General features: G+C 71.8%; 11 protein-coding genes. 5 read left to right on the top strand and 6 right to left on the bottom strand.

All coding sequences use genetic code 11. The features are described 5' to 3' along the window. Positions 1-75: 75 nt before the first annotated feature. Entirely contained in the window at positions 76-294 is a 219-nt protein-coding gene (locus I6A60_RS23395) for a helix-turn-helix domain-containing protein (RefSeq protein WP_027141265.1), read from the bottom strand. A 432-nt stretch (positions 295-726) separates the two neighbouring features. Between I6A60_RS23395 and I6A60_RS23390 the strand changes: the two genes are divergently transcribed. Next, positions 727-2,112, top strand: coding sequence for a hypothetical protein (locus tag I6A60_RS23390; RefSeq protein ID WP_238436046.1), 1,386 nt, complete (start codon positions 727-729; stop codon positions 2,110-2,112). Positions 2,113-2,151: 39 nt separating this feature from the next. Here the strand turns inward: I6A60_RS23390 and I6A60_RS23385 are convergent, their stop codons facing one another. From I6A60_RS23385 to I6A60_RS23365, 5 genes are all read right to left on the bottom strand, one after another. Further along, a complete protein-coding gene (locus tag I6A60_RS23385) occupies positions 2,152-3,078 on the bottom strand; it encodes a cation diffusion facilitator family transporter (RefSeq protein ID WP_203022192.1) in 927 nt (308 codons plus the stop codon). Between the two features lie 101 nt (positions 3,079-3,179). Continuing rightward, positions 3,180-4,793, bottom strand: coding sequence for an ABC-F family ATP-binding cassette domain-containing protein (locus tag I6A60_RS23380; RefSeq protein ID WP_203022193.1), 1,614 nt, complete (start codon positions 4,791-4,793; stop codon positions 3,180-3,182). Between the two features lie 211 nt (positions 4,794-5,004). Further along, entirely contained in the window at positions 5,005-5,847 is an 843-nt protein-coding gene (locus I6A60_RS23375) for a transglutaminase family protein (protein WP_203022194.1), read from the bottom strand. Positions 5,848-5,878: 31 nt separating this feature from the next. Continuing rightward, positions 5,879-6,823 (bottom strand): alpha-E domain-containing protein, encoded by a 945-nt coding sequence (locus I6A60_RS23370; RefSeq protein ID WP_013425950.1) that lies wholly within the window; start codon positions 6,821-6,823, stop codon positions 5,879-5,881. A 303-nt stretch (positions 6,824-7,126) separates the two neighbouring features. Further along, on the bottom strand, positions 7,127-8,731 hold the full coding sequence (locus I6A60_RS23365; protein WP_203022195.1) for a circularly permuted type 2 ATP-grasp protein: 1,605 nt from the start codon (positions 8,729-8,731) through the stop codon (positions 7,127-7,129). Between the two features lie 205 nt (positions 8,732-8,936). Between I6A60_RS23365 and rfbB the strand changes: the two genes are divergently transcribed. The 4 genes from rfbB (at position 8,937) to I6A60_RS23345 (ending at position 14,304) form a co-directional block, all read left to right on the top strand. After that, positions 8,937-10,019, top strand: coding sequence for a dTDP-glucose 4,6-dehydratase (gene rfbB / locus I6A60_RS23360; protein ID WP_203022196.1), 1,083 nt, complete (start codon positions 8,937-8,939; stop codon positions 10,017-10,019). A gap of 299 nt (positions 10,020-10,318) precedes the next feature. After that, a complete protein-coding gene (gene glgC, locus I6A60_RS23355) occupies positions 10,319-11,560 on the top strand; it encodes a glucose-1-phosphate adenylyltransferase (protein WP_203022220.1) in 1,242 nt (413 codons plus the stop codon). A gap of 336 nt (positions 11,561-11,896) precedes the next feature. Next, on the top strand, positions 11,897-13,162 hold the full coding sequence (gene glgA, locus I6A60_RS23350) for a glycogen synthase (RefSeq protein ID WP_203022197.1): 1,266 nt from the start codon (positions 11,897-11,899) through the stop codon (positions 13,160-13,162). Positions 13,163-14,106: 944 nt separating this feature from the next. Next, complete coding sequence (locus tag I6A60_RS23345; protein ID WP_203022198.1) at positions 14,107-14,304, top strand: hypothetical protein; 198 nt, start codon at positions 14,107-14,109, stop codon at positions 14,302-14,304. The last annotated feature ends 3 nt before the right edge of the window (positions 14,305-14,307 follow it).

The following is a 14,307-nucleotide window of genomic DNA, read 5'->3' as shown; positions in this document are numbered from 1 at the left end:
CGGGGGCGCGGGGGGGGGGCGGGGTGCCCCCCCCCCCCCCCCCCCCCCCCGGGGGGGCGGCCGGTGCAGGCACGATCAGGCGCTCTTCTTCTTGCTGCCCCGGGTCGCCCCGCCACGGCCCCGCAGGGTCGTTCCGGACTCAGACAGGATCCGGTGCACGAAGCCGTACGACCGGCCCGACGACTCGGCCAGGAGTCGGATGCTCTGCCCGGACTCGTACTTCTTGCGAAGCTCGGCGGCCAGCTTGTCACGCTCGGCGCCGGTGATCCGGGTTCCTTTCCTAAGCTCGGCCAACGTGGCCCCCTCCGTGTCGATGATCTGCGAACCGATCTTCACTCAGCTTCGGGAAACGCGCCACTCGAAGCACATGTGATCCATCACACGCGATCAGTGGCCCCCGGCGCGCCCGTGAGCCCGACGTTCTCCCAGTCCGCTGTCGTTCCAGGCGGTATGGATCAACGTCACAACGTCAGTCTCCCCAATCACCGGGGTGGTTCCTAACAAGGGACGCGGCGCGTCGCGAGCCAGGCGGGACGCAACCCGGCGTGTCCGTCCCAGGTCGCACGGACCACATCGGGCCGACGGACGATGCGAGCCGGCCGAGCCGGCGGGTCCGGCCGGCCGAGACGGGGACCACTCCGCGGGTCGCTTCGCCGGTGCCGGCCGGGCGAACCGGCCCACCAGTCGTTACCGTGCTGTTGTGATCGCGGCACGGGCCTTCGCCGGATGAGCGCCGCTGACACGGCGTCACCGGCCGCGACGCCGACGACGGCCGCGGGCCGGTCGTGGTGGCGCGCGCCGCCACCGGACGGGTCGTCGGCGGCGGCCAGGCTCGCCTGGGCCGGGCGCGACCAGCTCGGCGAGCTGGCGCTCTGGGTCGCGCTCGCGGGAGCGCTGGCCGGCGCGACGGCGCTGCTGGTGGCCACCGGGGTGCATTTCGCCCCGGCGGCCGGCCACGGAGCGCGGGGCGGCCTGGCCGCGGGGACGCTGCCGCTGACCTGGCCGCCGCGGTCGACCCCCCGCACCGCACTGGCCCCCGCGTTGGCCGTGAGCGCGCTGCTGGCGGCCGGGCTGCTCGCCCGTCGGCCCGCCGGCCGGCCGGCGCCGGCGTTCGGGCTGTTGCTGGGCCTGTCCTACCTCCTGACGGTCGCGTGGTGGCTGGCGCTGGGCGCGGTGTCGCGGCCCGGCGAGCGGGTGTCTGAGGCGCTGCTGGAGGCCGGGGATCGCACCCCCTCGGACCTGCTGCGCACGACGAGCGGCCAGCCTCCGGGGCCGGAGCTGCTCGTCTGGGTGCTGGCGCGGGTCGGGCTGCACGGCGGGCTGGCCGTCGGGCTGGCCTTCACGGCGCTCGGCGCGTTGGTCGTGCCGCTGGTCGCGCTGGCGGTGCGATCGCTGTGTCACGAGCCGGCGGCCCGCCGGCTGCTGCCGGTGCTGGTGTTCGCGCCGTGGGCGCCCTTCGCCGTGGCCAGCCGGGACGCGGTGACGGCGGCGGTCGCCGCCGCGGCGCTGGCCGTCGGCGTCGCCGGGTGCGAACGGGGGCGCCGAGCATGGTGGGCCCTGGGCGCGGGCCTGCTGCTGGGTGTGGCGGGCCTGTTCAGCTTCCCCGCGATGTGGCTGGGAGTGGCGGTGGCCGCGGCGTACTTCGTGCGCCGTCGCCCACTGCTGAACGTGATCACCGGGGTGGGCGCGCTGCTGCCGTTATTCGCGCTGCGGCTGGCGGGCTACTCCTGGCCGGACGGGCTGGCCCGGGCCGGTACCGGCCTGTTCGACCACGCGGCCCTGGCCTGGCTGGTGCCCGACCTGCTGGCGGTGCTGCTGTGCTGCGGCCCGGTACTGGTCCGGGCCGCGCGGCGGATCGCGATGACGCCCGGCTGGCCGTTCCTGGTCGGAGCGACGGCGGCGGCGCTGTTCGCGCTGCTGGACGGTCTGGCGAGCGGCGGCGTGGTGACGAGCTGGCTGCCGCTGTTCCCCTGGCTGGTGGTCGCGGCCCTGGCGCCCCGGCCGCGGCCGGCCCTGCCCGGCGACACCAGCAGTGCCGGTGCCGTTCCCTACGGCCTGGTCGGCGCGGGAGCCGCGTTGGCCGTCGTCCTCGCCGCCCTGCTCACGGCCTGACCGCGCGTCCCCAGGGCGACACTGGTCGGCCCCGCGGCGTCAGACCGAGGAGACGGGCGTACGCGGGATGTCGGGCTCGAGGTAGACGCGGCAGGTCGTGGGAGCGGCCGCCCGCAGCAGGCGTTCGGCCTCGTCGATCGCGGCGGCGACCTCGGCGACGGTCAGCCCGGGGTCCAGGCCGATCTTCGCGGCGACCAGCAGCTCGTCCGGGCCGAGATGCAGGGTGCGCATGTCCAGCACGGCGGTCACCGACGGCGCGGCCGTGAGCGCGGCCCGGATCGCGGTGACGACGGCCGGCGTCGCGGCCTCGCCGACGAGCATGCCGTAGCTCTCGACCGCCACGACGACGGCGACCACGAGCAGCAGCACCCCGATCGCGAGCGTGCCGGCCGCGTCCCACAGCGCGTCGTCGAGCAGCGAGGTGAGCCCGACGCCGACGAGCGCGAACACGAGGCCGATGAGCGCCGCGAAGTCCTCCAGCAGCACCACGGGAAGCTCGGGCGCCCGGGCGTCCCGGATGAACCGCCACCAGCTCTCGCCGCCCTTGTGGTGGCGGGCCTCGGTGATCGCGGTCCGGAACGAGAACCCCTCCAGCCCGATCGCGAGCACGAGGATCACGATCGCGACCAGCGGCGACTCGAGGTGGTGTGGGTGCCGCAGCTTCTCGATGCCCTCGTACACCGAGAACAGCCCACCGACGGTGAACAGCACGATGCCGACGAGGAAGCCGGCGATGTACCTGGACCGGCCGAAGCCGAACGGGTGGTCCTCGTCGGCCGGGCGGACCGACTGGCGCTGGCCGAGCAGCAGCAGCGCCTGGTTGCCCGAGTCGGCCACCGAGTGGATCGACTCCGCGAGCATCGACGACGAACGGGTGAACAGGAACGCGACGAACTTCGCCAACGCGATCCCGAGGTTCGCCGCCAGCGCCGCCAGCACCGCCTTGGTCCCACCACCCGTGCTCACCCGGAACCGTCTCCCCTCGCCGTCGGACTCCCCCAGAGTCTGCCAACAGGGCCAATCGGATCCTTCGGCGGGTCCATCTACAGACCAGTAGATGCGACCGGTTACGCCAGCTCGATGAGCTCCAGGAGGTCGGGCGACCAGAGGTCCTCGACGCCGTCGGGGAGCATGAGGACCTTGTCCGGATTGAGAGCCTCCACGGCTCCCGGGTCGTGGGTGACCAGCACGACCGCGCCCGCGAAGGACGCGAGCGCCGCGAGGATCTCCTCGCGGGACGCCGGGTCGAGGTTGTTCGTCGGCTCGTCGAGCAGCAGCACGTTGGCCGACGAGCACACCAGGCCGGCGAGCGCGAGGCGGGTCTTCTCACCGCCGGACAGCGTCCCGGCCAGCTGGTCGACCGTCTCCCCGCTGAACAGGAACGCGCCGAGGATCCGGCGCAGCTCCACCTCGGAGGTGTCCGGCGCCGCGGAGCGCATGTTGTCCAGCAGCGAGCGGTCGTGGTCGAGGGTCTCGTGCTCCTGCGCGTAGTAACCGATCCGCAGCCCGTGGCCGGGGTTCACCGTGCCGGTGTCGGCCGCCTCGACGCCGGCGAGGATCCGCAGCAGCGTCGTCTTGCCGGCCCCGTTCAGGCCGAGGATGACGACCCGGGCACCGCGGTCGATCGCCAGGTCCACGTCGGTGAAGATCTCCAGCGACCCGTAGGACTTCGACAGGCCGTCGGCGGTCAGCGGCGTGCGCCCGCAGGGCGCCGGCGTCGGGAAGCGCAGCTTGGCGACCTTGTCGGCGACCCGGGTCGCGGCGAGGCCCGCGGCCAGCCGGTCGGCCCGCCGGTCCATCTGGTGCGCGGCCCTGGCCTTGGTCGCCTTGGCCCGCATCTTGTCGGCCTGGGTCTTCAGCGCGTCGATCTTCTTCTCGGCGTTGGCCCGCTCGCGCTTGCGCCGCTTCTCGTCCTGGTCGCGCTGGGTCAGGTAGGTCTTCCAGCCGACGTTGTAGACGTCCATGGCGGCCCGGTTGGCGTCCAGGTGGAAGACCTTGTTGACCGACTTCTCCAGCAGGTCGACGTCGTGGCTGATGACGATCAGGCCGCCGGTGTGCGCACGCAGGAAGTCGCGCAGCCAGCCGATCGAGTCGGCGTCCAGGTGGTTGGTCGGCTCGTCGAGCAGCAGCGTCGCGTCCGCGTTGCCGGCGCCCGCGAACAGGATCCTGGCGAGCTCGACGCGGCGGCGCTGGCCACCGGACAGCGTGCCGATCTGCTGGGCGAGCACCCGGTCGGGCAGGCCGAGCGACGAACAGATCCGGGCGGCCTCGGCCTCGGCCGCGTAGCCACCGAGCACGCCGAACCGCTCCTCCAGCCGGCCGTACCGGCGGATGGCCTTGTCCCGGGCGGTGTCGTCGGCGAGCTCGGCCATCTCGATCTGCAGCTTGTCCAGCTCGCGCAGGATCTCGTCGAGGCCGCGGGCGGACAGCACCCGGTCGCGGGCGGTGTCCGTGAGGTCGCCGCTGCGCGGGTCCTGCGGCAGGTAGCCGACGTCACCGCGGACGTCGATCTTGCCGGCGAACGGCAGGGTCTCGCGGGCGAGCGTCTTGAGCAGCGTGGTCTTGCCCGCGCCGTTACGCCCCACGAGGCCGATCCGGTCGCCGGGCTGGATCCGGAACGACACCGGCTCGACCAGCGTCCGGGCCCCGGCCCGCAGCTCCAGGTCGGTAGCGATGATCATGAAGAGATGGCCTCTCGAGGCAGGTGAGAGCAGGCACGACCGCCACAGCGGCCGACCTCGTGGACAGGGCGAGAACGCGGACGCGAAGCGTCCGCCTCACTCCAGCTGAACGAGGTGCTCCATCACAGGCCCGAGATCACTCCCCAATCGGCACGGCCTTCTCAGGGTACGTGCCGGCCCCCGGCGAGATCGTCGCCCATCCGGGTCCGGCTTATGCGAGGCGGGTCACGTTGACCGTCACGCCGAGCGAAGACGAGGTGCCGCCGGAGTAGACGCCGCGCATCGGCGGGACGTCGTCGTAGTCGCGGCCGCGGGCGACGACGACGTGCCGCTCCCCCGCCGGCACGGCGTTCGTCGGGTCGAAGCCCCACCAGTCGCCGAACCAGCCCTCGACCCAGGCGTGGCTCTGCCCCTCGACGGTCTCGCCGATCGCCGCGTCCGCGAGCGGGTGCAGGTAGCCGGACACGTAGCGGCCCGGCATCCCGGCCGCCCGCATGAGCACCAGCGCGAGGTGGGCGAAGTCCTGGCAGACGCCCTCGCCGCGCTTCCACGCCTCGGTGGCCGAGGTGTGCACGTCGGTCGTCCCCGGCCGGTAGGTGAGCCGCTCGCGCACCCAGTCACCGACGGCCAGCACGAAGTCCGCCGGATCGTGGGCCACGGCCAGCTCTCGGCCGGCCGCGACCAGCTCGGGGTGGTCGGGAGTGAAGCGCGCCGGCCGGAGGAACTCGACATACCGGTCGGCGACGTCGTCCCCGCGCAACGCCTCCCAGCTCGGCGGCTCCGGCCGGGCCGGCTCGGAGGCCGTGCGGACCAGCGACCGGCCGGTGACGACCAGCTCGGTGTGCGGCCCGTGGAGGTCGAACGCGGTGACCTGGCTGCCCCAGTAGTCCCAGTAGCGGTACAGCGTCGCGGCCGGCTCGGTGCGCACCGTCGCCTCCAGCGTCACCTGCCCGCCACCGGTCTGCGGAATGATCCGCGCCTCGTTGTACGACGACAGCACCGGCGACGCGTACCGATACCCCGTCGAATGTTCGACGCGCATCTGCCAGCTCACGTGTGTCTCCTCATCGGCGCCGGTCAGCCAGCTAGGCGGGTACTTCGGTCGCCCACTCGCGCGGGACCTCGCGGGCGAAGTAGCGGGCGGTCACGCCGGCGCTGACCTCCGAGCAGGTGGTCTGCAGCGCGCGCAGCAGCTCCGGCATGTCCTCGACCAGCTCGTCGACGCCGCGGAACTCGAGCTCCGTGCGGGCGAGGCCGACCGCGCGGCGGGTGGCGTCGTGGACGGTGGTGCGGCCCCCGCGCCGGCCGCCGTCGAGCTCGGCGAGGATCTGCTCACCCAGCGCCAGCGACCAGTAGACCGACCGCGGGAACAGCCGGTCGAGCAGCATGAACTCGGCCACCCGGGAGGCGTCGACGGCCCGCCGGTAGGTCCGCAGGTAGGCCTCGTGCGCGCCGCACGAGCGCAGCAGGCTGACCCAGCTCTGCGAGTTCGGGTCGTCGCTGATGCTGGACGACAGCAGCCGGGCGGTCATGTCGACCCGCTCCAGGCTGCGGCCCAGGGCCAGGAACCGCCAACCGTCGTCGCGGGCCAGGGTGGCGTCCACCAGGCCGGCGAGCATCGCGGTGCGCTCCCGGATGTACCGGAAGAACACGTGCGGGCCGAGCCGGCGGGCCAGCTGCTCGGTGTGCTCCAGCTCGATCCAGGTGGCGTTGAGGCACTCCCAGACCTCGCTGGAGACGACGACGCGGGCGCTGCGGGCGTTCTCCCTGGCCGCGGTGATCGCGCCGACGATGCTGGAGGAGTCGTCCCGGGCATAGCCGAGCAGCTCGGTGACGACCTGCGAGTCGACCGGGCCGTCGACCAGCCCGGTGCCCATCACGGCGAGCAGCTCGCGGCCGGCCGACGCCTCGTCCAGCCAGGGGTCCTCCAGGACGCGGTGGACGTGGACGTCGAGGATGCGCGAGGTGCTCTCGGCCCGCTCGACGTAGCGGCCGATCCAGAACAGCGACTCGGCGATCCTGCTCAGCATGTCTTGGTTCGCTCCGTATTTCCGGTTCGCTCCGTCCGGGCACGGCGCTCCGGCCCCTCAGTCGCTGTTTCTCTGGTTCGCTCCGTCCGGGCGCGAGCCTCCGGCCTCGTACTCACGACCTCCGAAATCGGCTTCGCCGATTCCGCAGGGACCCCGTCGCTCCCACGAGACCTCCGGCTCGCGTCCTCCTCCGCGAACGTGCCCTCCGGCGACCTCCGCTGCGTGCCTCCCACTTCGCTGCGCTCGTGGGTGGCACTCCGCGGAGGTGCGCCTCCGGGCCGGAGGGTCGCGCGCCGCTGCACGTCACCCATCCAAGGGACCTCGCTGGTTCTGTTGCTGTTGATTCTGTTGCTGTTGTTGTTGCTGTTCGCCGGAGGTGTCCGGGCCGATGTCGGGGCCCTGGGCTACCAGGAACTCGCCGCCGGCGGGGCGGCCGTAGCTGGTGGGGCGCTCGCCGTCGGCCAGCTGGGGGGCGAGCACCCAGGTGTCCTTCGAGCCGCCGCCCTGGCTGGAGTTCACGACGAAGCTGCCGCGCGGCAGCGCGACCCGGGTCAGCCCGCCGGGCAGCACCCAGATCCGGCTGCCGTCGTTCACCGCGAACGGCCGCAGGTCGATGTGGCGGGGCCCGAGCCGGTCGCCCGAGAGCGTCGGCGACGTCGAGAGCCGGACCAGCCGCTGCGCGATCCAGCCACGCGGGTCGGCCGTCACCTGGCCGCGCAGCGTCGCGAGCTCCTCGTCGGTGGCCTGCGGCCCGATCACGATGCCCTTGCCGCCGGAGCCGTCGACCGGCTTGACCACCAGCTCGTCGAGGTGGTCGAGCACGTACGCGCGCTGGTCGGGGTCCTCCACCCGGTACGTGTCGACGTTCGGCAGCACCGGCTCCTCGCCGAGGTAGTACCGGATCAGGTCGGGGACGTAGGTGTACATCAGCTTGTCGTCGGCGACGCCGTTGCCGACGCCGTTGGCGATCGTGACCTCGCCGGCGCGGGCGGCGTTGATCAGCCCGGCGCAGCCGACCGTCGACTCGGGCCGGAAGTGCAGCGGGTCGAGCCAGTCGTCGTCGACGCGCCGGTAGATGACGTGCACCGGTTGTTCGCCCTCGGTGGTGCGCATCGTCACCTGGTTGTCGCGTACCTGCAGGTCGCGGCCCTCGACGAGCTCGACGCCCATCTGGCGGGCGAGCAGGGCGTGCTCGAAGTAGGCCGAGTTGTAGATGCCCGGGGTGAGCACGACGACCGTGGGGTCGGCGACCTCCGGCGGCGCGGCGGCCCGCAGCGCGTGCAGCAGGTGGGAGGCGTAGTCGGCGACCGGCCGGACCCGGTGGGTCGCGAACAGCTCCGGGAAGACCCGCGTCATGGCCCGGCGGTTCTCGATGACGTAGCTGACCCCGCTGGGCACCCGGACGTTGTCCTCCAGCACCCGGAACCGGCCCTGCTCGTCACGGATCAGGTCGATGCCGGAGACGTGGCAGCGCACCCCGTTCGGCGGGTCGATCCCGTGCGCCGCGCGGTGGAAGTGCGAGCTGGACATGACCAGGCGCCGCGGCACGATCCCGTCGTCGAGGATCTCGGCCCGGCCGTAGATGTCGGCGAGGAACGCCTCCAGGGCGCGCACCCGCTGGACCACGCCGCGTTCGACCGTGTCCCACTCGGAGCCGGAGAGCAGCCGGGGCACCAGGTCCAGCGGGAACGGCCGTTCCTCACCGAACAGGATGAACGTGATCCCGGCGTCCCGGAAGGCCCGGTCGAGAGCGGCCTTGCGGGCCGCCAGGTCGCCACTGCTCAGTGGCTGCAACGCGTCGTAGAGAGCCGCGTACACCTCACGCGGGACGCCTCCGGCGTCGAACACCTCATCCCAAGCGGCGGTGGCCTGCACCTCCGCCGGATATCCCTCGAACAGGTCCGCCACGGCCGAAGCGTAGGGCTCGCATGTTTCCAGGACATAACCAACACCCCTCCCCGCCTCGGTGACCGATCCCACTCCGCCAGCCCACAAGAAATCCACTGCCAGCACAGCGTTTGCCGGTAGGGCGGGCCCGGTCGGCCGGCCCCGGGCACTCGACGAGGTCGCGCCCGTGAGAGGCTGGGCGGCGCCCACGGCCCCTCCCGGGACCATGACTTTGGTGAACCTTGACCTTGAGCGCGAAAGGCCGATGCACGCCATGCCGACGACACTGCTGGTGACCGGGGCCGCCGGGTTCATCGGTTCGAACTTCCTGCGTTACTGGCACGCCCAGCACCCTGGCGACCGGGTCGTCGGGCTGGACTCGATGACGTACGCGGGTCTGCGGGAGAACGTCGCCGACGTGCTGGACGCGTCCGGCGGTCTCGTGACCCTGGTCCACGGTGACATCCGGGACCGGGAGCTGGTCGAGTCGCTGCTGCGCGAGCACAAGGTCGACACGATCGTGAACTTCGCGGCCGAGTCGCACAACAGCCTGGCGATCCTGCGTCCGGGCGACTTCTTCTCGACGAACGTGATGGGTGTCCAGAGCCTGCTGGAGGCGGCCCGCACGGTCGGCGTCGGCCGGTTCCACCAGATCTCCACCTGCGAGGTCTACGGCGACCTGGACCTGGACGACCCGGGCGCGTTCACCGAGGACTCGCCGTACCTGCCGCGCACGCCGTACAACGCGGCGAAGGCCGGCGGTGACCACGCGGTGCGCGCCTACGGCTACACGTACGACGTTCCGGTGACGATCACGAACTGCTCGAACAACTACGGGCCGTACCAGTTCCCGGAGAAGGTCATCCCGCTGTTCGTGACCCGGGCGCTGCAGGGTCAGGAGCTGCCGCTGTACGCGTCGACGAAGAACCGGCGCGAGTGGCTGCACGTGATCGACCACTGCCGGGCCATCGAGGCGGTGCTGGAGCGTGGCCGGGTCGGGGAGACCTACCACGTGGGGTCCGGCGTCGAGGCCGACATCGAGACGATCGCCGACACGATCCTCACCGAGCTCGGCCTGCCCGACTCGCTGAAGACGATCGTCCCGGACCGCCCGTCGCACGACCGCCGCTACCTGCTCGACTCCAGCAAGCTGCGCAAGGAGCTCGGCTGGGCCCCCCAGATCGAGTTCTCCGACGGCATGCGCTCCACCATCGCCTGGTTCCGCGACAACGAGACCTGGTGGCGCCCCCTCCTCGGCCGCAGCCCCGTCCAGGAGACCGCCTGGGCCGGTGGGACGGAAGGACGCTAGCGCGCCCGCCGTCCCACCGGCTGGGCTGGGCGCTGAGCGCCCTGCCCGGCCCTGGACCGAGGCGGATCCGGAATTCTGAGCCATCCGCCTGTCCAGGGTCGGGATCTTGGCCGGGTTACGCTGCACGGTGGCGCTGGTGGGTGGTTCGTCATCCGCCGGCCCGGGGATGGTCGTCGGCGCGAAAGCCGGCCCTAACCTGCGGGGATGTGTACCGGCGGGGCCTGGGACACTAGGCTTTGCGATGTGCCGGAATCGCCTGTGTGGATCTCGCCCGGGTGGACGTCGCCCGGGTGGACGTCGTGAGAGCGGCCGGGCCCCGGGTCCTGGGGCTGGTCCTGGCCGGCGGCAAGGGGACGCGGCTGGCGCCGCTGACCGATGACCGGGCCAAACCCGCGGTACCGTTCGCCGGGCTCTACCGGCTGATCGACTTCGCGCTGTCCAACCTTGTCAACGCGGGGTACCTGCGGATCGCGGTGCTCACCCAGTACAAGAGCCACAGCCTCGACCGGCACATCACCACCACGTGGCGGATGAGCACCCTGCTGGGCAACTACATCACCCCGGTGCCGGCGCAGCAGCGCCTCGGCCCGCAGTGGTTCGCCGGCAGCGCGGACGCCATCCACCAGTCGCTGAACCTGATCTACGACGACGCCCCGGACATCGTCGTCGTCTTCGGCGCCGACCACGTCTACCGGATGGACCCCCGGCAGATGGTCGAGCAGCACATCGAGACGGGTGCCGGGGTCACGGTCGCCGCGCTGCGGGTGCCGCGGTCGGAGGCGGTCGGGCTCGGCGTGATCCGCCCGGCCCGCGACGGCCGCACGATCGACGAGTTCCTGGAGAAGCCGGCGGACCCGCCCGGCCTGCCGGACAGCCCGGACGAGACGCTCGCCTCGATGGGCAACTACGTCTTCTCGACGAAGGTGCTCGTCGACGCCCTGCACGCCGACGCCGCCGACCCGGACAGCGTGCACGACATGGGCGCCAGCATCGTCCCGATGCTGGTCGGCCAGGGCGCCGCCGGCGTCTACGACTTCACCGAGAACGAGGTGCCCGGCGCGAAGGAACGCGACCGCGGCTACTGGCGCGACGTCGGGACCATCGACGCCTACTACGACGCCCACATGGACCTCTGCACGCTCGACCCGGTGTTCAACCTGTACAACCCGCACTGGCCGATCCTGACCAGTGTGCCGTCCCTGCCGCCGGCGAAGTTCGTCCGGGACCTGCCCGGCCGGACCGGCATGGCGGTGGACAGCATCGTCAGCAACGGCGTGATCGTCTCGGGTGGGTCGCTGCGCCGCGCGGTGCTCTCCCCTGGCGTCCGGGTGAACTCCTGGGCCCAGGTCGAGAACTCCGTCGTGATGAACAACGCGCTGATCGGCCGCCGGTCCGTCGTCCGCGACGCGATCCTCGACAAGAACGTCATCGTTCCGCCCGGGGCGGAGGTCGGCGTCGACAAGGAACACGACCGCGCCCGCGGCTACACGGTCAGCCCCGACGGCATCACCGTCGTCGGCAAGGGCATCACGATCGAGTAGCCAGGGCTGCCGCCGGTCGCTGGCGCCACGGCCACGGCCACGGCCACGGCCACGGCCACGGCCACGGCCACGGCCACGGCCACGGCCACGGCCACGGGATGATCGCCGTCTTGGCCCTCTCGTGGTTGTTTGCCGGCCCAAATCACGACCACCGGAGGGCCAAAACGGCGATCAACGCCCGATGGTGCCGGGCTGAGAGCGCCTCCGATCGCGGGGAGGACGGGGCGCGGCCGGGCTTTCACGCGACGGCGGCGGAGGCGGGCCGAGACCGTGGCCGGGCCGTGAAGTCAGCAGGATCACCGACATAGAACGAGCGAACAGGCAGAAGGACCGAGGATGCGCGTCGCGTTGTTGACCAGGGAGTACCCGCCGAACGTCTACGGCGGCGCGGGCGTCCACGTCGAGTACCTGGCTCGGGAGCTGGCCCGGCTCGTCGACCTGACCGTGCACGCCGAGGGCGCCCCGAAGGCGGGCGGCGGGCCCGGCGACGGGACGCCTGGTGACGCTCCGCACGGCCCGGGGCCGCGGCCCGCTGGCAGCCCGGCGGTCCGCTGGCACGCACCGTGGCCGGTGCTCGACGGCGCCAATGACGCGCTGCGGACCTTCTCGATGGACCTCGCGATGGCGGCGGCCGCGACCGCGGCGAGCGACGCGGATCCCACGGCCTCCGCCGGGGCGGGACCGGGCGGGGTGAACGGCGTCGAGCTGGTCCACTCGCACACCTGGTACACGAACCTCGCCGGGCACCTGGCCGCGATGCTCGCCGGGGTGCCGCACGTCATGACATCCCATTCGCTGGAGCCGCACCGCCCGTGGAAGGCGGAGCAGCTGGGCGGCGGCTACCGGCTGTCCTCCTGGGCGGAGAAGACCGCGATCGAGGCGGCGGCCGCGGTCGTGGCGGTAAGCGCCGGGATGAAAGGCGACATCCTCGACGCCTACCCGAAGGTCGACCCGGCGAAGGTGCACGTCATCCGGAACGGGATCGACACCGAGGAGTACAGCCAGGACCTCGGCACCGAGGTGCTCGAACGGTACGGCGTCGACCCGGACCGTCCCTCGGTCGTGTTCGTCGGAAGGATCACCCGGCAGAAGGGGGTGCCGGTCCTGCTGCGGGCGGCGGCTGAGCTGGACCCCCGGGCCCAGCTGGTGCTCTGCGCCGGCGCACCGGACACCCCCGAGCTGCTGGCCGAGGTCACCGACCTGGTCGACGGCCTGAAGGCCCGCCGCGACGGCGTGACCTGGATCTCCGGCATGCTCCAGAAGCCCGAGGTCATCCAGCTGCTCTCGCACGCCTCGCTGTTCGCCTGCCCGTCGGTCTACGAGCCGCTGGGCATCGTCAACCTGGAGGCGATGGCCTGCGGCGCCGCCGTCGTCGCCTCCCGCGTCGGCGGCATCCCCGAGGTCGTCGACGACGGCGTCACCGGTCTGCTGGTGCCGCCGGACGACCCGGCGGCGCTGGCCGCCGCGATGAACACCGTCCTCGCCGACCCGCGGCGCGCCGCCGCGATGGGACAGGCCGGCCGCGACCGCGCGGTGACCGAGTTCGGCTGGGCCGCCATCGCCCGCCAGACCGTCGACCTGTACGAGTCCCTCATCAGCTGACCAGCGTGGGCCGGACGTGACCCCCGAGCGGCCAAGAATCTTGTAACTCCGTGTTTGTCCATCGCTACCAGAGGTATCTACACGGAGCCGCAGAGGGCGATGCCGGAGCAGGACGGGGGAAAGACCGTCAGGCAATGGGAAAGTCGTTCCCAGCGACGAAAAGCCCGGACGAAGCCTGTCCGGGCTTTTCAGCATTCCGGCGTGGTCTGCCTGGCGCGAGCATCCGGATCGACGGAGGCATGATCCCCCACCGGGGATCGACCCCACCTGGTGACCGACCGACAAGTTTTCCCTGCGCATCCGGCGATCAAGGAGGCCTTGATCACCGGATGCGCAGGGAGAACGGCGTTCGATACCCCAATTTGTCCTCTTTATTCCTACGCAGTTCTCGATCAAGGTGCTGCAGCTTGGCCACCTAGCCGGATGATCGGCGTCTGCGCAGGCGAGCCGGCGGCTCGGATCAGGCCGGGACGGCGCCGGGGGCCAGTCGCAGCTTGGCCAAGTCGGTCCACCGGGGGGCACCGGCGCCCCGCGGTGAGCTGCAGGCGATCCAAAGGCCACCCGACCGACGATCTCGGCCCAGAACACCAGGAAGACGACCTCAGCCCAGGAGGCCAAGCCGACCTCGGCCCAGGACGCTAAGAAGCCCGGACAGAACTCGTCCGGGCTTCTTCACCGCTGCGAACGACTTTCCCGTTGCCTGACAGTCTTTCCCGTCCTGCTCCGGCATCGCCCTCAGCGGCATGGACTAGATACCTCCAGTAGCGACAGCCAAACATGTGGTCACCAGATTCCTCCGACCCGCGACAGATCGATTGCCTGTCGGGTCCGAAAGAGCCCAACGACCCCGAGGAAGATATGCCGCACAGTCAGATGCACGTGCATACGGGCGCGCATCTGCGCGGGATATCCGATCAGTGAAGGTCGCTACCACTGGGGGCAGCATGTCCACCGAACGCTCGGTTCACCGCCTTCGCCTCGCACTGGGGGTCCTGATCGCGCTGGTCGTCGCACTGCTGGCAGGCATCCTCGCGCGCGCCAACAACACGACCGTGCCGGGTGCGATCCTCTACGGCGGTGGCGCCTTCGGGGTCGCGATGAGCCTGGCGCTCGCCATCCTGGAGTCACTGGAACGACCCTGACAA

Source organism: Frankia sp. AgB1.9 (genome assembly GCF_016786355.1).
In the GTDB taxonomy this organism is placed as follows: domain Bacteria; phylum Actinomycetota; class Actinomycetes; order Frankiales; family Frankiaceae; genus Pseudofrankia.
Note: the sequence above shows the minus strand (reverse complement) of the source record. Positions and strands in the feature narration are given on the sequence as shown.